Source organism: Pseudomonas sp. BN607 (assembly GCF_029871175.1).
GTDB lineage: Bacteria > Pseudomonadota > Gammaproteobacteria > Pseudomonadales > Pseudomonadaceae > Aquipseudomonas.
Genome location: NZ_SSOE01000056.1, coordinates 85735 through 104318 on the forward strand (window position 1 = coordinate 85735; position 18584 = coordinate 104318).

12 protein-coding genes are annotated in these 18584 nt (G+C 63.7%); 9 read left to right on the forward strand and 3 right to left on the reverse strand.

The window, feature by feature from the left end:
* Nucleotides 1-25 precede the first annotated feature (25 nt).
* Complete coding sequence (locus E8E68_RS14345; RefSeq protein ID WP_280342375.1) at nucleotides 26-4348, reverse strand: NEL-type E3 ubiquitin ligase domain-containing protein; 4323 nt, start codon at nucleotides 4346-4348, stop codon at nucleotides 26-28.
* Between the two features lie 331 nt (nucleotides 4349-4679).
* Between E8E68_RS14345 and E8E68_RS14350 the strand changes: the two genes are divergently transcribed.
* From E8E68_RS14350 to E8E68_RS14380, 7 genes are all read left to right on the forward strand, one after another.
* Entirely contained in the window at nucleotides 4680-5597 is a 918-nt protein-coding gene (locus tag E8E68_RS14350) for a glutamate/aspartate ABC transporter substrate-binding protein (protein WP_110742774.1), read from the forward strand.
* A gap of 146 nt (nucleotides 5598-5743) precedes the next feature.
* Nucleotides 5744-6490: an amino acid ABC transporter permease gene (locus E8E68_RS14355; protein ID WP_110742772.1), complete on the forward strand. Its 747-nt coding sequence runs from the start codon at nucleotides 5744-5746 to the stop codon at nucleotides 6488-6490.
* Nucleotides 6491-7162 (forward strand): ABC transporter permease subunit, encoded by a 672-nt coding sequence (locus E8E68_RS14360; RefSeq protein WP_280342380.1) that lies wholly within the window; start codon nucleotides 6491-6493, stop codon nucleotides 7160-7162.
* Nucleotides 7159-7893 carry an amino acid ABC transporter ATP-binding protein gene (locus tag E8E68_RS14365; RefSeq protein WP_110742768.1) on the forward strand — a complete coding sequence of 245 codons (735 nt, stop codon included), beginning with the start codon at nucleotides 7159-7161 and terminating at the stop codon, nucleotides 7891-7893. The genes E8E68_RS14360 and E8E68_RS14365 overlap by 4 nt, the downstream gene beginning before the upstream one ends.
* Before the next feature lie 72 nt (nucleotides 7894-7965).
* Nucleotides 7966-9870 carry an ATP-binding protein gene (locus E8E68_RS14370; RefSeq protein WP_266028784.1) on the forward strand — a complete coding sequence of 635 codons (1905 nt, stop codon included), beginning with the start codon at nucleotides 7966-7968 and terminating at the stop codon, nucleotides 9868-9870.
* Nucleotides 9867-11195: a sigma-54 dependent transcriptional regulator gene (locus E8E68_RS14375; RefSeq protein ID WP_266028785.1), complete on the forward strand. Its 1329-nt coding sequence runs from the start codon at nucleotides 9867-9869 to the stop codon at nucleotides 11193-11195. The genes E8E68_RS14370 and E8E68_RS14375 overlap by 4 nt, the downstream gene beginning before the upstream one ends.
* Nucleotides 11196-11220: 25 nt before the next feature.
* Complete coding sequence (locus tag E8E68_RS14380) at nucleotides 11221-11556, forward strand: GlpM family protein (RefSeq protein ID WP_280342384.1); 336 nt, start codon at nucleotides 11221-11223, stop codon at nucleotides 11554-11556.
* An 18-nt stretch (nucleotides 11557-11574) separates the two neighbouring features.
* On the opposite strand, the gene E8E68_RS14385 is transcribed toward E8E68_RS14380, so the two are convergent.
* Nucleotides 11575-12570: an alpha/beta hydrolase gene (locus E8E68_RS14385; RefSeq protein ID WP_280342387.1), complete on the reverse strand. Its 996-nt coding sequence runs from the start codon at nucleotides 12568-12570 to the stop codon at nucleotides 11575-11577.
* 196 nt (nucleotides 12571-12766) lie between these two features.
* On the opposite strand from E8E68_RS14385, the gene metR reads away from it, so the two are divergent.
* Nucleotides 12767-13684 carry a transcriptional regulator MetR gene (metR, locus tag E8E68_RS14390; RefSeq protein WP_110742758.1) on the forward strand — a complete coding sequence of 306 codons (918 nt, stop codon included), beginning with the start codon at nucleotides 12767-12769 and terminating at the stop codon, nucleotides 13682-13684.
* On the opposite strand, the gene E8E68_RS14395 is transcribed toward metR, so the two are convergent.
* Nucleotides 13668-14081 carry an NUDIX domain-containing protein gene (locus tag E8E68_RS14395; protein WP_280342390.1) on the reverse strand — a complete coding sequence of 138 codons (414 nt, stop codon included), beginning with the start codon at nucleotides 14079-14081 and terminating at the stop codon, nucleotides 13668-13670. The two genes, metR and E8E68_RS14395, sit on opposite strands and share 17 nt — an antisense overlap.
* 164 nt (nucleotides 14082-14245) lie before the next feature.
* On the opposite strand from E8E68_RS14395, the gene E8E68_RS14400 reads away from it, so the two are divergent.
* On the forward strand, nucleotides 14246-18520 hold the full coding sequence (locus E8E68_RS14400; RefSeq protein ID WP_280342392.1) for a DEAD/DEAH box helicase: 4275 nt from the start codon (nucleotides 14246-14248) through the stop codon (nucleotides 18518-18520).
* Nucleotides 18521-18584 lie beyond the last annotated feature (64 nt).

Genomic DNA, 18584 nt, shown 5'->3' on the forward strand with positions numbered 1-18584 from the left:
GTGAGGGTGAAGCCCTCTTGGTTCATCAAGGGGGCGTACTCGCCCAGCGGTCATAGGCTTCACGCGCCAAACGCGCCAACAAGGCGCGTTCGCTGCGATCGTAATCAGTCCTCAGTGCTTCACAGCGCTGTAGAAACTCGCTTTCGTTGATCACTTGCTCATCGACCTGAGCCTGGACGGCTTCCATGCGCTGATGCAGTGGTTGCACCAGTTCTTCAAATCGCTGAGCATGAAACTCCCGCGCGTATCGCTCCCAGAAAGGCCGCTGTGCCAACGAAGCAATCAGGGCCTCCGCTGACTCGTTCTGCAATACCGTGTCCTGGGCACGCAGCAGATCAGTGGTGGTGACGTTGGCAAAACCCGGAAAATGCATTTCGTCGATCTCGAGAGGCAAGCCCAGCGGATGCGCAAGGCGCTGCCGGTAGAAAAGCCTGACCTCGATCTCATCGATATGGGGCGCCTGCTCCACATGCATGCGTTGTACGTGCAGCGTAGCCAGGCGGTCGACCTCGTCCAATCGATACAAGCCACGGCCCAGGCTTACCAAGCGTGTTTCCATCCTGCTGCCGTGGGCATCCTCGACAGCCCGCAGCACCAGCACACCAAGCTCCATCTGCTCCAGCAGTATCAGCAGACGGTCTTCACAGCTGCGTGGGCCAGATGCCTCGAGAAACAGTTGTTGACGTAACTGCTCGTGCTGTTCGCACGTTTCCAGAATCCGCCAGATACGGCTGCGGTAATGCCCGGGATGCTGTTCAAAATCCTCGCCGTGGACGAAGTCTGCCAGGAAGCGAAACAATCCATCTGATCGAGGTTCTTCAAGCAGCGCTGTCCATACGGCTTGCTGGTGATCACGCTCAGCACCAGCTGTACTGTTGGCCCAGGTATTGAACAGGTCACTGTCGATTGCCCTATGGCGCGCGGACGCCGACCCCCACTGCCCCGGGGTCACCCCTCGGGCCTCATCAAGCAGCACCCCGTCAGCTTCACCAAGAGGATTGTCGTGCAAGGACAACTGCTGCATCTGCAAGCGCAGCTGCTGCAACTCCCGACGCAGTGTGCGGATGTTGTTGTTACGCACGTCCACATGAGCACGAAAGGAAATCCGCTCAGGCAACGCTTGGAGGCCGGCAGAGCGCAAGTTGACCTCACGCAAGTTGCCGAGGCGGGTCAGCACCGGCGCCCTTCCCAGCGGGTTGTGGCTGAGGTCCAGGTACCGCAGGGAGCTCATCCCGGCAAGACGCAGTTCACCGCCCTCGTCCATGATCACCCCGTTACCCCGCAGGTTCAGCTGCCGCAGGCGCGGCATCTGCTCAATGCCGTAAGGGATCGCCGTCAGCCGATTGCCGGACAGGTCGAGCTCAACCAGGTTGGGAAAGCGCCGAAGGAAGTCGCCATCGATTTCACCAAGGCCGAGGTCACTGAGGATCAGCCGTCTTACATGATCAAAGCTCACCCCCTCCGGCAAAGCCGGCAGGCTACCGACCCGTTCGCCGGTGATAATCAGCGCGTAGTCCCCAGCCTCGTCAGTTATCTTGCGCCGCCAGCTTCGCCGTACGGCCGTTGCGACCCGACGGCGGCGTAGCGCGTCGAGCGGGTTACTGGCATCCCTGCGCCATTGGCGCAGGCTCTGCCGCAGGCGCGCCAACTGCCCCGTCAGCTGGCTGTAGTGCTCCCACAGCCCTACTCTTCGCTCCATCAGATCGAGCAGATAGGCCTGCAGCTGCCCGTCCGTCATGGTCGGGAACACTTGGTGAATACCACGCCCCAAGGCACGCCGACTGCCCTCACCTCGCCCACTCAAGGCATAACCGATACGCCCATCCCCGAAACGGGTCGGCGGTCGCAGGCCAACGCCCAGTCGGCGCATGCCACACAGCTCAGCCGCTTGGGTGCGATCACCGGCCGCGGCCTCGATCAGCAACGAGCCCAAGGTGCCTGGACTGGCAGCAGCATTGCCGAGATCGGCTGTCTGCGCCTCGTCCAGGGCAGCCAACAGTGCCGCCAGATAAGGGCCGGATGTGCCTTGACCGGCAGCGCGGTAGCCGTCGCTGTGGCGCACGATGTACCGTACATCGTGCGCAGTCTCGGCGCCGACGCCAGCCAGATATCTTCCACTCGGGCTCCCTTCGCGCAGTTCGATGCGCATGGCGTCCGGCCAGTTCAGCTGACGCTTCAGCAAGCCCAAAGCCAGGCGTTCGGTGTCGGGGTTGACGCAACGCGGCAGATACAAACCCGCACAGGCCCTGTCCAGGCGGCTTTCGCGCAGTGACCAGCGTGCGCGCTCGGCCAATGCCAAAGGGATCCGCTGGGCGCTACTGAGCGTGTCGAGCTGCGCACCGCTGCATTGCTGAAGCAGCTCACGCGTACAACGAACCGACAGGCCCGGGAAAGCGCGCTGCACCATCCGCTCGATGCCATTGGGCTGCACTTGCCTGGCAGCAACGTACTGCGCCAGCTGCGGCGCGCTGAAGTCTTGATGTAATTCATGCGCCTGATAGAGCTCCAGGGCATCGAGCAACCGTGCCGGTGCGCCCATGTGTTCGACGTGCAACCGGCGAATTTGCGCTTCACTCAGCCCTGTAACCTGGAGCAGGTAGTCGCATGCCTCTTCCGGTATTTCTGCCAGAGGGGTACTCAGCCGGCGTACCAGGTTGGCCCGCCCCTCCCAGTATTGGGGCGCTTCGAGTTCATGGCGCCAGCCGCCGGCGCCATTCTGCTCGATCACCGGCCGGTAGGCACCGGGACGACCAGGGTGCTGGATCCTGGAGCGACCATCCTGCGGATCCTCCTTCACCCGATAGCATCCCTCATCGAGGTGCCATAACCATTCCTGAGCGCCGACGCCCCGCACAGGCTGCGCGTCGTAACCCGGCAGATCCGTGGCCATGAGCTTGACCTTGCCGGCGGAGTTGCACACGGGTGCCAAGTCATCCACGAAGGCCAGACGCTCAAGGGCGCGCACGGCAATCTTGCTGCCAGCAGCGATCATCCCACCGACCACGACGTTTTCGGCAACATTGAAAAGGTGGTTCATCGCCCCTTCGCGATCACCGATGCGCCAATCTTCGTACCCTTCGTAAACTTCGTCAGCAATCTGAACCGCGTTTGCCACCAACAGCACTTCGCCAAGCACCGGCACGAAGGCCCCCGCCACGTTCAGCAAATTCATACCCAGCTCTCTGTAGCCCTGCATGCGCGCTTCGCGGTCTTCGTCATCTTCGACATCGGTGGGCACGGCGAGCACTTTGGCGTCATCCCTGATCTTGGCGAGGTATTGCCGGCGCAGCAGTACAAACGGCGTGTCAGTGACCGGTGCGGAACGGGCGTCAAGTTCCACGTCGGCGGCCTGTGCTTGTGCGACCCGTTCGTTCAACACCCGATAGAAATTGATCCGCTCACGCTCGCTAATGAAGCGTGCGAAAAAGCGACGATATGCCGGCTCCCGGAAGCGCTTTCCAAGGTACTTGTCGAGTGCATCCCAGCTGGCATGACGGGAGACGGGCTGACGAGGGTCATCGGGGATCCAGAGCACCACCGACTCCACTGGGCCATCAGCTGAAGAGCCCAATTCCAGCGCCAGCACGCCTTGAACTGGGCGGCCCAAGAGGTACAACTGTCGGGGAACTACACTGCCGACCAGCGCGGGCACCACTGGCTTTTCGGCGACCTGTGGCAACAGGAAAAAATACGTGCGCTCGTCAATTTCCTGTTTGAACGCAGCGATCCGCATCGCCACCTCGAAATTGGCCTTGAAACTCGCCTCCAACAGCCGGTGCAGGCGGGAAACAGCCTCACCTGGCGCATCCTGCGGGCCATCTTCGGGCTGTAAATGATGCTTGAGCAACGCCTGGTACTTGCCGCCGGCGTCGACCTCGCGACACGCAGAGGCGAATGCTTGAAAGCTCATCGACAGCCGCTTGCCGTTGCCATCGACCAGTTCACCTTTGAGCATCAGACCGGGGCGTGTTTCCTTGCGATGGTAGTTATGCAGCGCCGCCTCCAGCAATGAGCGCCTGGAGCGGCGAACATAGGTGGGCCGCAGCAGGGCAGGCGAAGCGCTGGGCAGCAACAGCCGCTGCGACACCCGCACCTTCCAGCCAGTCACGTCCGGCTTGCTGAAGCCGCTCTTGCGCAGCTTCGTCTTGAGCAGCTGTGCGGCGTAGGCCTGCAAGGAAGGGATGGCCTGGAGGATCGGGCCAAGCCGAGCATTGCAGTTCGCCTGGCGGCGCAGGGCGTTACGCAGCGCATCGAGCCGTTCCGGCTGGGCGTGGTCGACTAACCATCCAGGCAGGTTTTGGGCGATCAGGCTATCGATGGAATCGCTCGGGGACGGGGGCGGTGGCATCTGTGAAATTCTCCAGGCAAAGAGAAGAGCACACTACGTCTGGGCCCTTGCCACGCACTGCATAGTTACCGCAGCCGGTGCCTGAAGGTGTGTCTGCGTACGTTCGGATAACCGAACGCGCAGACGTTATTTATTCGGTATAGCGAACCCCAGAGAGCGCTCGAGACTGTCAAGTGCGAGCAATACAGGGGGTTTGAGGTCGACAGCAGGGCTTGGCACGAGTCATGCTCTACACTTGGTAGCCGAATGCACCCGCTTCTTGTTGTATTCGTTGAACGAAAGAGTCCGCCAACGGCTCCATAAAAAAAACAAACACGTCGAGGAAAATTTGATGCGTATCGTTCGTCAATTGCTGGGCGCCGCCATCGCGGCCGCTGTGATCGCTTCGCCGGCCATGGCCGAAGAACTGACCGGCACCCTGAAGAAGATCAAGGATTCGGGCACAATCACTCTGGGCCACCGCGACTCCTCCATCCCGTTTTCCTACCTGGCCGGCAAGCCCGAGCCCGTGGGTTATTCGCATGACATCCAGCTGGCTGTCGTCGATGCCCTGAAGAAGCAACTGGGCACCGACATCAAGGTCAAGTACAACCTCGTCACCTCCCAGACCCGCATCCCGCTGGTGCAGAACGGCACCGTCGACCTGGAGTGCGGCTCCACCACCAACAACGTCGAGCGCCAGCAGCAAGTTGGCTTCTCGGTCGGTATCTTTGAAGTCGGTACCCGCCTGCTGACCAAGGTCAAGGACGGTCAGCCTGCTTACAAGGACTTCCCGGACCTGGCCGGCAAGAACGTGGTGACCACCGCTGGTACCACCTCCGAGCGCCTGCTCAAGGCGATGAACGCCGACAAGCAGATGAAGATGAACGTGATTTCCGCCAAGGACCACGGTGAAGCGTTCAACATGCTCGAAAGCGGCCGCGCCGTGGCCTTCATGATGGACGACGCCCTGCTCGCCGGCGAAATGGCCAAGGCCCGCAAGCCGGCGGACTGGGTCATCACCGGTACCCCTCAGTCGTACGAAATCTATGGCTGCATGGTGCGCAAGGATGACGCGGCCTTCAAGAAAGCGGTCGATGACGCCATCGTCGGTTACTTCAAGTCGGGCGAAGTCAACAAGAGCTACGACAAGTGGTTCCAGCAGCCGATTCCACCAAAGGGCCTGAACCTCCAGTTCCCGATGAGCGACGAGCTGAAGAAACTGATCGCCGAGCCGACCGACAAGGCGGCGGACGAGAAGAAGTCCTGATCCCCGGTTAATAGTGGCCTGGTGCGCATCCGCACACGATTCAACCGACAGGCCACGCATTAGTGTCTACCCTTTCATCCGAGGGCGCCCAGCGCCCCCGGATGCTCGAAGGTGCCCGTGAAACAACCGTCTGAGGGGAAATCCCGATGAATTACAACTGGGACTGGGGCGTGTTCTTCAAGTCCACCGGCGTCGGCAGCGAGACCTATCTGGACTGGTACGTCACCGGTCTGGGCTGGACGATCGCCATCGCCATTTCCGCCTGGATCATTGCCTTGCTGCTGGGGTCGGTGCTGGGCGTCATGCGTACCGTGCCCAACCGTCTGGTATCGGGTATCGCCACCGCCTACGTGGAGCTGTTCCGCAACGTGCCGCTGCTGGTGCAGCTGTTCATCTGGTACTTCCTGGTGCCGGACCTGCTGCCCGAAGGGCTGCAGGAATGGTTCAAGCAGGACCTCAACCCGACCACCTCGGCACTGATCAGCGTGGTCATCTGCCTGGGCCTGTTCACCGCCGCCCGCGTGTGCGAGCAGGTGCGCACCGGCATCCAGGCCCTGCCACGCGGCCAGGAAGCCGCCGCCCGGGCCATGGGCTTCAGCCTGCCGCAGATCTACACCAACGTGCTGTTGCCGCAAGCCTACCGGATCATCATTCCGCCGCTCACTTCGGAATTCCTGAACGTGTTCAAGAACTCTTCGGTAGCGTCGCTGATCGGCTTGATGGAACTGCTCGCCCAGACCAAGCAGACCGCCGAGTTCTCCGCGAACCTGTTCGAGGCCTTCACCCTGGCCACGCTGATCTACTTCACCCTGAACATGGGCCTGATGCTGCTGATGCGCATGGTCGAGAAGAAAGTCGCCGTGCCTGGCCTGATCTCCGTGGGGGGCAAGTAAATGGAAATGGACTTCAGCGAAATCATCCCTGCCCTGCCGGCGCTGTGGGAAGGCATGCTCATGACCCTGCAACTGATGGTCATGGGCGTGGTAGGCGGTATCGTGCTGGGCACCCTCCTGGCCCTGATGCGCCTGTCATCGAACAAGCTGCTGTCGCGCGTGGCCGGTGCCTACGTCAACTACTTCCGCTCGATCCCGCTGCTGCTGGTCATCACCTGGTTCTACCTGGCGGTGCCGTTCGTGCTGCGCTGGATCACCGGCGAGGACACCCCGGTGGGTGCCTTCACCTCGTGCGTGGTGGCGTTCATGATGTTCGAGGCCGCGTACTTCTGCGAAATCGTCCGCGCGGGCGTGCAGTCGATCTCCAAGGGCCAGATGGGCGCCGCACAAGCCCTGGGCATGACCTACGGCCAGACCATGCGCCTGATCATCCTGCCCCAGGCCTTCCGCAAGATGACCCCGCTGCTGCTGCTGCAGAGCATCATCCTGTTCCAGGACACCTCGCTGGTGTACACAGTGGGCCTGGTGGACTTCCTCAACTCGGCACGCTCCAACGGCGACATCATCGGGCGCTCCCATGAGTTCCTGATCTTCGCCGGTGTCGTGTACTTCATCATCAGCTTCTCCGCTTCGTGGCTGGTCAAGCGCCTGCAAAAAAGGATCACCGTATGATTTCCATCAAGAACGTCAACAAGTGGTACGGCGACTTCCAGGTGCTCACCGACTGCACCACCGAAGTGAAGAAGGGTGAGGTGGTAGTGGTCTGCGGTCCGTCGGGCTCGGGCAAATCCACCTTGATCAAATGCGTCAACGCGCTGGAGCCGTTCCAGAAGGGTGACATTGTGGTTGATGGCACCTCGATCGCCGACCCGAAGACCAACCTGCCCAAGCTGCGCTCGCGGGTCGGCATGGTGTTTCAGCACTTCGAGCTGTTTCCACACCTGACGATCACCGAAAACCTGACCATCGCCCAGCGCAAGGTGCTGGGCCGCAGCGAGGCGGAAGCGACCAAGAAGGGCCTGGCCCTGCTCGACCGCGTCGGCCTAAGCGCCCACGCCAAGAAGCATCCTGGTCAGTTGTCAGGCGGCCAGCAGCAGCGCGTGGCTATCGCCCGGGCCCTGTCGATGGACCCAATCGTCATGCTGTTCGACGAACCAACCTCGGCGCTGGACCCGGAAATGGTCAACGAAGTACTCGACGTGATGGTCGAACTGGCCCATGAAGGCATGACCATGATGTGCGTGACCCACGAAATGGGCTTCGCCCGCAAAGTGGCCAACCGCGTGATCTTCATGGACAAGGGCAATATCATCGAGGACTGCCAGAAGGAAGCGTTCTTCGGCGACCCGAGCGCCCGCCACGAACGTACCCAGCACTTCCTTAGCAAGATCCTGCAACACTGATTTTGCATCACTGGATCGGTCGGCGCCGCTGCCCTTCGGGCAGCAGGCGCTGGTCGTGACAAGGCCACTGTGATGAAATGCGACCCTTCGCTTCTTCTCCCTGCCAAGCCTGCCGTGAAATCCCGCCTGCTCCGCCAATTGCTATTGCCACCACTGGTCATCCTGCTGATGGTCGGTCTTGGGGTGGCTGGCTACCTGATCAGCGAAAACAACGGCATCCGCACCCTCAGCGAAAACGGCGAACGCCAGCTGGAGCTGCACGCGCGCACGGTGGAAAGCGAGATCAGCAAGTACACCTACCTGCCGAGCCTGCTGGAGCTGGAAGACAGCGTCTCGCACCTGCTTACCGACCCGGACGGCGGCTCGCGCCAGACGGTCAACGAATACCTTGAGGGCCTGAACCGGCGCAGCCGCAGCCGGGCCATCTTCGTCCTCGATACCAATGGCCGGGTCCAGGCCACCAGCAACTGGCGCGATGCCGATTCGTTCCTGGGTGAGGACCTGTCGTTCCGCGCGTACTTCCAGACGGCCGTGCGCGGTGAACCCGGGCGTTTCTACGGCATTGGCAGCACCACTGGCGAAGCCGGCTACTACCTTGCCCATGGCCTGGAAGAACACGGCAAGATCATTGGCGTGGCAGTGATCAAGGTGCGCCTGGACACGCTTGAAGAGCGCTGGCAGCGTGCGCGCCTGGAGGCGTTCGTCAGTGACGAGAATGGCATCATCATTCTTTCCAGCGACCCGGCCCGGCGCCTGAAGTCGGTGCGCCCGTTGACCCCGCAAATCAAGGAGCGCCTGGCGCGCAGCCTGCAATACTACTGGTGGCCACTGAACGAGCTGCAGCCTCTGGGCCGGGAAACCCTGGCCGATGGCGTGGAAAAACTGACCTTCCCGGCCAACAGCGAAACGGCCCAGGGCAAACCCCATGAAGTTGCCTACCTGGCACAGACGCGGCGGCTGGCCGATACACCGTGGCACTTCACCCTGCTGACCCCGCTGCAGGATTTGCGCCGCGAGTCCATGGTGCAAGGCATTCTGGTGGGGGTGGCTTTCGCCCTGCTGGCTATCCTCGGCATCGCCTGGAACGAGCGGCGCAAGGTCATCGCCACCCGGCTGGCGGCACGCGAGGCGCTGGAAGAAGCCAACAGCCAGCTGGAGCGGCGGATTACCGAACGCACCGCTGACCTGCGCGCCAGCAACGAACGCCTGAAAGGCCAGATTCGCGAGCGCCGGCATGCCGAGCAAACCCTGCGCCACGCCCAGGATGAACTGGTACAGGCCGGCAAACTGGCCGCTATCGGGCAGATGTCCACCAGCATTGCCCATGAGCTGAACCAGCCTCTGGCCGCGCTGCGCACCTTGTCAGGCAATACCGTGCGCTTCCTCGAGCGCGGGGCACTGGAAACCGCCAGCACCAACCTGCGCACGATGAACGACCTGATCGACCGCATGGGCCGCATTACCGCCAGCCTGCGCTCGTTCGCCCGACGCGGCGACGACAGCGGCCAGGCGTCGCTGGCCAAGGCGGTAGAAGCCACGTTGCAGGTACTGGCCAACCGCATCAGCGCCTGCCATTTGCAGTTGCACCCGCAGTTCGACGACCAGCAACTGGCGATCGACCAGACCCGCCTGGAGCAGATTCTGGTCAACCTGATCGGCAACGCCCTCGACGCCATGGCCGCGCAACCGCTGCCCGAGCTGTGGCTCGAGGGCGAATTGCAGGGTGACAAGTACCGTCTGCAAGTACGCGACAATGGCCACGGTATCGACGCCGAGGCACGCAAGCACTTGTTCGAACCTTTCTTCACCACCAAACCGGGCGAACACGGCCTGGGCCTGGGCCTGACCTTGTCGGCGAGCCTCGCTGCCGCCGCCAAGGGCAGCCTCAACGTCGAGCACCCCGCCACTGGCGGCACGGCCTTCGTCCTGGCCCTGCCGCTGGTTTCTCCCCCTACCGAATCGGCAGAGCAACCATGAACCAAGCGCCTCTTACTGTCCTGATCGTCGAAGACGACCCGCATGTGCTGCTCGGCTGCCAACAGGCGTTGGCCCTGGAAGACATCGCCTGCGAAGGCGTGGGCAGCGCCGAACAGGCACTGGAGCGCATCGGCGACGATTTCGCCGGGATTGTCGTGAGCGATATCCGCCTGCCGGGCATCGATGGGCTGGAGCTGCTGAACCGCCTCAAGGCCCGCGACCGGAGCCTGCCGGTGGTACTGATTACCGGCCACGGTGATATCGACATGGCGGTCGGCGCCATGCGCAACGGCGCCTACGACTTCATGGAAAAGCCGTTTTCCCCCGAGCGCCTGGTCGACGTGGTGCGCCGCGCTCTGGAACAACGCGGGCTGTCACGCGAGGTGCTTGCCCTGCGCCGTCAGCTCGCCGAACAGAGCAGCCTGGAGGGGCGCATCATTGGCCGCTCGCCAGCCATGGAGCACCTGCGCGAACTGATCGCCAACGTCGCCGACACCTCGGCCAACGTACTGATTGAAGGCGAGACCGGCACCGGCAAGGAACTGGTCGCCCGCTGCCTGCACGACTTCAGCCGCCGCCATGGGCAGCCATTCGTGGCGCTGAACTGCGGTGGCCTGCCGGAAAACCTGTTCGAGAGCGAGATTTTCGGCCACGAAGCCAATGCCTTCACCGGTGCCGGCAAGCGCCGCATCGGCAAGATCGAACATGCCAATGGCGGCACGCTGTTCCTCGATGAAGTGGAAAGCATGCCGATCAACCTGCAGATCAAGCTGCTGCGCGTGCTACAGGAGCGCACCCTGGAGCGCCTGGGCTCGAACCAGAGCATCCCGGTGGACTGCCGGGTCATCGCCGCGACCAAAGCCGACCTCGACAGCATGGGCCAGAGCGGCCAGTTCCGCAGCGACCTGTATTACCGGCTGAACGTGGTAACCCTGGAGCTGCCGCCACTGCGCGAGCGCCGCGAAGATATCCTGCAACTGTTCGAACATTTCCTGCAGCAGTCGGCCCTGCGCTTCGACCGCGAAACACCGACGCTGGACAGCCAGACCCTTTCACGCCTGATGGCCCATGACTGGCCAGGCAACGTGCGTGAATTGCGCAACGTCGCCGAGCGCCATGCCCTCGGCCTGCCAGCCTTCAAGAAAGGCCCCAGCGGAAGCGCCAGCCAGGGTCTGGGCTTTGCCGAAGCGGTAGAAGCGTTTGAGCGCAACCTGCTCAGCGATGCCCTGCAACGCACCGGCGGCAACCTGAGCCAGGCCAGCCAGGAGCTGGGCATGGCCAAGACCACGCTGTTCGACAAAGTGAAAAAATACGGCCTCGGCTGACCTCAACCCCAACTGGAAAGACAACGTGGACCTGGTATTCAAAGCCGCCCTTGGCGCTGGCGTAGTCGTGCTGCTGGCAGTGCTGTCGAAGACACGCAACTATTACATCGCCGGGCTGGTACCGCTGTTCCCCACCTTCGCCCTGATCGCCCACTACATCGTCGGCAAGGGGCGCAGCATCGCCGACCTGAAGACCACCATCCTGTTTGGCATGTGGTCGATCATTCCGTACTTCGTGTACCTGGCGACCCTGTATGTGCTGGTCGACCGCATGCGCCTCGAGGCGTCGCTGGCGCTGGCCACGGTGGCGTGGCTGATGGCAGCGATCGTGCTGGTGACTGTGTGGGTACGGATGCACTGAGCGAAATCGCCGCGGGCTTCAGAGCCCTGCGATGTGCGTGACCTCTTGCCTGTGCGCCTGCAAATAAGGCAACACGGCCCCCAGCAACGGCGCCTTGAACTGCTCCTGGAAGCGGTGCGCCAGCCCCGGGATCAGGCGCAGCTGGCTGCCCTGGATATGCGCCGCCAGGTGCACGCCATGCATCACCGGCAACAACGGGTCGGCCGTACCGTGCACCACCAGGGTCGGTACCCGCAGTTGATTGAGCAACGCAACGCGGCTTGGCTCGGCCAGTATCGCCATGATCTGGCGCTTGGCCCCGTCCGGATTGAATGCGCGGTCGTATGCCACTGCCGCCTGTTGCAACAACACTGCGCGGTCGTCCCGCACCTCGGGGCTGCCCAATGCCGCCAGCAGGTCAGCCTGTTGCTCGATAGCCACCTCACGGTTCGGCGCGCTTCGCCGGGCCAGCAACTGCACCAGCGCCGGGTCCGGAGCCGGCAACCCCGCCGCCCCTGAGCTGGACATGACCAGTGTCAGGCTGCGCACGCGCTCGGGCGCCATCGCCGCCAGGTGCTGGGCAATCATGCCGCCCATGCTCACGCCCAGCACATGAAACTGGCGCACACCCAATGCATCCATCAGGCGCAAGCCGTCATCGGCCATATCGGTCAGGGTATAGGGTGCTGCCACGGGCAAGCCCAGCTTGTAGCGCAGCAGCTCGACCGTGAGGTTGGCCGACGGCGGCATCTGGTTCCAGCGCGACAGGCCGACATCGCGGTTGTCATAGCGGATCACTCGAAAACCTTGCTGGCACAACGCTTCGACCACATCGTCCGGCCAATGGATAAGCTGCCCGCCCAGGCCCATCACCAGCAGCAAGGCCGGGTCGCGCGGCGCGCCGACGCTCTGGTACACCAGGCTGACGGCACCGAGTTCGGCACGCTGCACCGGCACATGGGCGTCACAGCGCTGTTCGGCAAAACTTGCCGGCACACTCAACAGGAAGAACAGAAAAAGCCAAAAAGCCCGCATGAAAGAAACACCAGAATGCAGATCCCCAGTAGAGCGCGAGTCTGATGAATTCTGTTCGGGCGCGCTGCCACAGTTCGGTGACATTTTCATGACTGCCGCCAGACGGTGCGGCCGATAGTCCAGTCGACAGCAGCGCCAACATGAGGGAAACTCAACTCATCCCCTGTTTACTCATATTTGAGCCCCGGAGTCAGCCGTGCTGGAGATCCGCCACCTGAAAACCCTTCATGCCCTGCGCGAGGCCGACAGCCTGGTGGAGGCCGCCGAGCGCCTGCACCTGACCCAGTCGGCGCTGTCGCACCAGTTCAAGGAGCTGGAAGAGCGCCTGGGCCTGCCGCTGTTCGTGCGCAAGACCAAGCCGATCCGCTTTACCAGCGCCGGGCTGCGCCTGCTGCAACTGGCCGATGCCACCCTGCCGCTGCTGCGCGGCGCCGAGCGCGACATTGCGCGCCTGGCCGGCGGCACTGCCGGGCGCCTGCACATGGCCATCGAATGCCACAGTTGCTTCCAATGGCTGATGCCGACCATCGACCAGTTCCGCGATGCCTGGCCAGAAGTGGAGTTGGACCTGGCGTCCGGCTTTGCCTTTGCCCCGCTGCCGGCACTGGCCCGCGGCGACCTGGACCTGGTGGTGACTTCCGACCCGCTGGACCTGGCTGGCATCACGTATGTCCCGCTGTTCACTTACGAGGCGATGCTGGCGGTCGCCAACCAGCACCCGTTGGCCAGCAAGCCCTACGTGGTGCCGCAGGACCTGCTTGACCAGACGCTGATCACCTACCCGGTGGAGCGTGACCGCCTGGATATCTTCACCCGGTTCCTGGAGCCGGCCGACATCGAGCCGGCCGCCGTGCGCACGTCGGAACTGACGGTAATGATGATGCAACTGGTGGCCAGCGGCCGGGGCGTATGCGGCATGCCGCACTGGGCGCTGCACGAATACAGCTCGCGTGGCTATGTGAAGGGCAAGCGCCTGGGGGAGAAAGGGCTGTTCGCCACGCTTTATGCTGCCGTGCGCACCGACATGCTCGATGCGCCGTACATGCGCGACTTCCTGCTGACCGCCAAAGACACCTCGTTCGCCACCCTGGACGGCGTCAGCGCGGTACGCTGATTGCCTGGCGATACAGCGGCAGGATAAGGTCGCGGGTCAGCGGTGCCAGCTGCATCGCTGGCGCCTGGTCGGCAGCCAGCCATACCACCTCTTCGATCTCCGCAGCCGGGACTACCGCAGCCGCGCTGTCGACACGAAACAGTTCGGCTTGTACCTCAAAGCCCGGTTCGTTGGCGGCCGGGGCGCTGAACTGGCCAAGGTGCACTGCCTGGGCCGGGTCGATGTGCAAGCCCAGTTCCTCGTGCAGTTCGCGCACAAGTGCCTGGACCGGTGTTTCGCCGGCATCGATCTTGCCGCCGGGCTGCATGAAGGCTTCGGTGCCGCGTTTGCGTACCAGCAGGGTGCGGCCCTGCGGGTCGATCAGCAGGGCGGCGGCGATGCGGATGGTGTTAGCCATGGGCTGGGCTCGGTGAAAAATTGGCTGGGGAGGATCCCATGGGGTCATTGCCCTGACAAGACCGCTGTTTGCTGTGCCTTACCTTTCGCCAGCACAGGCTTTTAGCGGGCCTGCCAGACGAACGGCCCCTTGCCAAAGGGACCACGCCCCTCCATAACCAACTCATGAACCTGCCCGCCAAACACCACCCGGTGCTCGAGCTGTTCCACCCCGCCGTAAGCACTTGGTTCCGCCGCCACTTCGCCACGGTCACCGCTGCCCAGGCCCAGGCCTGGCCGTTGATCCATGCCGGCCAGTCGATGCTGCTGGCCGCCCCAACCGGTTCGGGCAAAACCCTCAGCGCGTTCCTCGCGGTGCTCGACGAACTGTTCCGCCAAGGCCTGGAGCAGCAGGCCGAGCTACCCGCGCGCACCCAGGTGATCTACGTTTCACCGCTGAAGGCGCTGTCCAACGACATCCGCCTGAACCTGCAGGCCCCACTCGAAGGCATCAGCCAGGCCTTCGCAGACCAAGGCCTGAGCGCCCCACGCATCACCACCGCCGTGCGCACCGGCGACACCCCGCAGAAAGAACGTGCCGCCATGCGCAAGCAGGCCCCGCACATTCTGGTGACCACCCCGGAATCGCTGTATGTACTGATGGGCTCGGCCTCTGGCCGCGAAGGCCTGCGCAGCGTACACACCGTGATCGTCGACGAAATCCATGCCTTGGCCGGCAACAAGCGCGGCTGCCACCTGGCGCTCACCCTGGAGCGCCTGCAAGCACTGTGCGACCGGCCGCTACGGCGTATCGGCCTGTCCGCCACGCAACGCCCGGTCGAGCGGGTTGCGCAGTTCCTGGTCGGCAGCGGGCGCCCCTGCGCCATCGTCGATGTGGGCCATGCGCGCCAGCGCGACCTGGCCATCGAAGTACCCCCGGTACCCTTGGGCGCAGTGATGGCCACCGATGTCTGGGGCCTGGTCTACGACCGCCTGGCCACCCTGGCCCGTGAACATCGCACCACCTTGGTATTCGTCAACACCCGGCGCCTGGCTGAGCGCATAACCCGACACCTCAGCGACCGCCTGGGCCAAACGGCAGTGGCCGCGCACCATGGCAGCCTGTCCAAGGAGCTGCGTCTGGATGCCGAGCAGCGACTGAAGCGCGGCCAGCTGCAAGTGCTGGTGGCCACCGCATCACTGGAACTGGGCATCGACATCGGCGACGTCGACCTGGTTTGCCAGATCGCCTCTCCGGGCTCGATTGCCGCATTCCTGCAAAGAGTGGGTCGCGCGGGCCACCAGGTCGATGGCATACCCAAGGGACGCTTGTTCCCCACCTCACGCGATGACCTGATCGAATGTGTGGCGCTGCTCGACTGCGTGCGCCGGGGCGAACTGGAGGAGCTGCACATCCCCCGGGCACCGCTGGACGTACTGGCCCAGCAAATCGTTGCCGAAGCCAGCAACCAAGCGTGGCACGAGCAGGCCCTGTTCGACTGCCTGCGCCAAGCCACCCCCTACGCCGAACTCGACCTGCACCACTACGAGGCGCTGCTGCGCATGCTGGCCGAGGGCTACAACGGCCGCCAGGGCGTACGCAGTGCCTACCTGCACCGCGATGCGGTGAGCGGCACCCTGCGTGGCCGCCGAGGCAGCCAGCTGACCGCACTGACCAGCGGCGGCACTATCCCCGACAATGCCGACTACAGCGTGTTGCTGGAACCGCAGGCGTTGAACATCGGCAGCGTCAACGAAGACTTTGCAGTGGAGAGCATCGCTGGCGATATCTTCCAGCTGGGCAATGCTTCGTATCGCATCGTGCGCGTCGAGCCGGGCCGGGTACGCGTGGAAGATGCCCATGGCCTGCCGCCCACCATCCCATTCTGGCTGGGCGAAGCACCGGGGCGCAGTGATGAGCTGTCGGCCGCCGTGGCGCGGCTGCAAGCCTGTATCGACCGCCAGCTGACGCAGGCCTGCGGTGACGTCGCCGAGGTGCTGGCGTGGTTGCAAGGCACGTTCGAACTGGGCGAAGACAGCGCCGCCCAGTTACTTGACTACCTGGCTCGCACCCGCGAAGTGCTCGGCGCCCTGCCCTCGCAGGACACGCTGGTGATGGAGCGTTTTTTCGACGAATCCGGTGGCACCCAGCTGATCATCCATTCGCCCTATGGCAGCCGCATCAACCGCGCCTGGGGCCTGGCCCTGCGCAAACGCTTCTGCCGCACCTTCAACTTTGAGTTGCAGGCGGCCGCCAGCGAGGACGCCATCGTGTTGTCGCTGTCGACCAGCCATAGCTTCGAGCTCGATGAAGTATGGCGCTACCTGAACAGCCGCAGCGCCGAGCCAATCCTCATCCAGGCAGTGCTGGACGCGCCGCTGTTTGGCGTGCGCTGGCGCTGGAACGCCGGTGTGGCCATGGCCCTGCCGCGCTTTGTAGGTGGACGCAAGGTGGCGCCACAAATACAGCGAATGAAGAGCGAAGACCTGGTAGCAGCCGTGTTTCCCGACCAGATCGCCTGCCTGGAAAATATCGTAGGCGAACGGCAAATCCCCGATCACCCACTGGTCGAGCAAACCCTCGACGACTGCCTGCACGAGGCGATGGACAGCGAAGGCTGGCTGGCACTGTTGCGGCGCATGGAAAGCGGTGCGGTGCGCCTGCTGTGCCGCGACCTGCCCGCCCCTTCGCCACTGGCTGCGGCGATTCTGAACGCCCGGCCATATGCGTTTCTCGACGATGCGCCGCTGGAAGAGCGGCGTACCCAGGCGGTGCTGAACCGGCGCTGGAGCGAGGTGCAAAGCGGCGACGACCTCGGCGCGCTGGACGTCGATGCCATCGCCGCCGTCACGGCCGAGGCCTGGCCGCAGCCGGGCAACCCCGACGAAATGCACGAAGCCCTGATGGGCCTGGGCGCCATCAGCCAGGCAGAGGTCGAGGCCAACCCCGGCTGGGATCTGCTGCTAAGGCAACTGGCCAAGGCCGGGCGGGCCATGCGCCTGGCCGATGAAAAACTCTGGTTGGCCCGTGAGCGCCTGAACCTGATGCTGGCACTTTACCCAGCAGCGCGTCTGGAGCCGGTGCTGGAACTACTCCCCGGCTTCGATCTGGTCATCGACCCCGATACTGCCCTGAGCGAACTGCTGCGTGCCCGCCTGAGTGGCTGCGGCCCGCAGACCCAAGCCCAGATTGCGGCCCCGTTGGGCCTGGCCGCAGTAAAAATCGAACAGGCCCTGGCCCTGCTGGAAGCCGAAGGTTATGTGCTGCGCGGGCATGTCAGCCCTGGTGCCGACGAACTGCAATGGTGCGAGCGCCATTTGCTGGCGCGCATCCACCGCTACACGGTGAAGCGCCTGCGCCGCGAGATTGAACCGGTCAGTCTGCAGGACTTCATGCGCTTTCTGTTCGACTGGCAGCACCTGGCGCCTGAAGAGCGCCTTCGTGGGCCACAAGCAGTGACCGAAGTGCTGGGCCAGTTGCAGGGTTTCCCCAGTGCGGCGGGGGCCTGGGAGGCCGAGTTGCTGCCGGCGCGTATCAAAGACTACAGCCCGCAGTGGCTGGATGATGCCTGCCGCAGTGGGCAGTTCGCCTGGAGCCGGCTGGCCACCACCGTGTCGAGCAATACCTTGTCGAGCACCCCGCTGGTGCTGCTTGCGCGTGAGCATCTGAGCCTGTGGCGCAGCCTTGCGCCTGCACCCTCCCTGGAACGCCTGGGGCCGCGTGCGCAACGCGTGCACGACGTGCTGCGAACACAGGGCGCGTTGTTCTTTGACGAACTGACACAGGATGCACACCTGCTCCCCAGCGAACTGGAAATAGCGTTGCAGGAACTGGTCGGTGCTGGCCTTGTGGGCGCCGACAGTTTCACTGGCTTGCGCAGCCTGATTACCCCGGCGGCGAAGCGCGCGTCACGCAACAGCCGACGCGGTCATGCGCCGTTGTCCAGCAGCATGTCCCATGCCGGGCGCTGGGCATTGCTGCGCATTGGCACTGTGGACGACAGCCAGCGCCTTGAGCACATCGCCCACACCCTGCTACGGCGTTATGGCGTGGTTTGCTGGCGGCTGCTGGAGCGCGAGAGTGATGTGCTGCCGCCTTGGCGTGAACTGCTGCGCTGCTATCACCGGCTGGAGGCGCGTGGCGAAATCCGGGGCGGGCGCTTCATTGCCGGGCTGGCCGGTGAACAGTTCGCCTTGCCGGAAGCCGTGGGTTTGCTGCGGCAAGTGCGGCGGCGGGAAGTGGACGGCACGCTGCTGGTGGTGAGCGCCAGTGACCCGCTGAACCTGATCGGGTCGTTGCTGCCGGGGGCGAAGGTGCCGGCGGTAAGTGGCAATCGCCTGCTGTTTCGCGATGGGGTGCCGGTGGCGGTGCGGGTGGCGGGGCGCTACGCGTACCTGGTCGAGGCACCAGCACCAGAGCAGGAGCGCTGGCGGCAGAAGCTGCTACGCAGCCCCGGGTAAAGCCGTTCGTGCTGGGTATGCGCCCCGGCCAGGCAAATCGCGCTCGACTCGAGAATGATTTTCG

Coding starts and splice junctions, on each gene's coding strand:
- E8E68_RS14395 (WP_280342390.1), bottom strand. CDS start 14,081: ATGGCTAACACCATCCGCATCGCCGCCGCCCTGCTGATCGACCCGCAG.
- E8E68_RS14355 (WP_110742772.1), top strand. CDS start 5,744: ATGAATTACAACTGGGACTGGGGCGTGTTCTTCAAGTCCACCGGCGTC.
- E8E68_RS14375 (WP_266028785.1), top strand. CDS start 9,867: ATGAACCAAGCGCCTCTTACTGTCCTGATCGTCGAAGACGACCCGCAT.
- E8E68_RS14370 (WP_266028784.1), top strand. CDS start 7,966: ATGAAATGCGACCCTTCGCTTCTTCTCCCTGCCAAGCCTGCCGTGAAA.
- E8E68_RS14385 (WP_280342387.1), bottom strand. CDS start 12,570: ATGCGGGCTTTTTGGCTTTTTCTGTTCTTCCTGTTGAGTGTGCCGGCA.
- E8E68_RS14365 (WP_110742768.1), top strand. CDS start 7,159: ATGATTTCCATCAAGAACGTCAACAAGTGGTACGGCGACTTCCAGGTG.
- E8E68_RS14350 (WP_110742774.1), top strand. CDS start 4,680: ATGCGTATCGTTCGTCAATTGCTGGGCGCCGCCATCGCGGCCGCTGTG.
- E8E68_RS14345 (WP_280342375.1), bottom strand. CDS start 4,348: ATGCCACCGCCCCCGTCCCCGAGCGATTCCATCGATAGCCTGATCGCC.
- E8E68_RS14360 (WP_280342380.1), top strand. CDS start 6,491: ATGGAAATGGACTTCAGCGAAATCATCCCTGCCCTGCCGGCGCTGTGG.
- E8E68_RS14400 (WP_280342392.1), top strand. CDS start 14,246: ATGAACCTGCCCGCCAAACACCACCCGGTGCTCGAGCTGTTCCACCCC.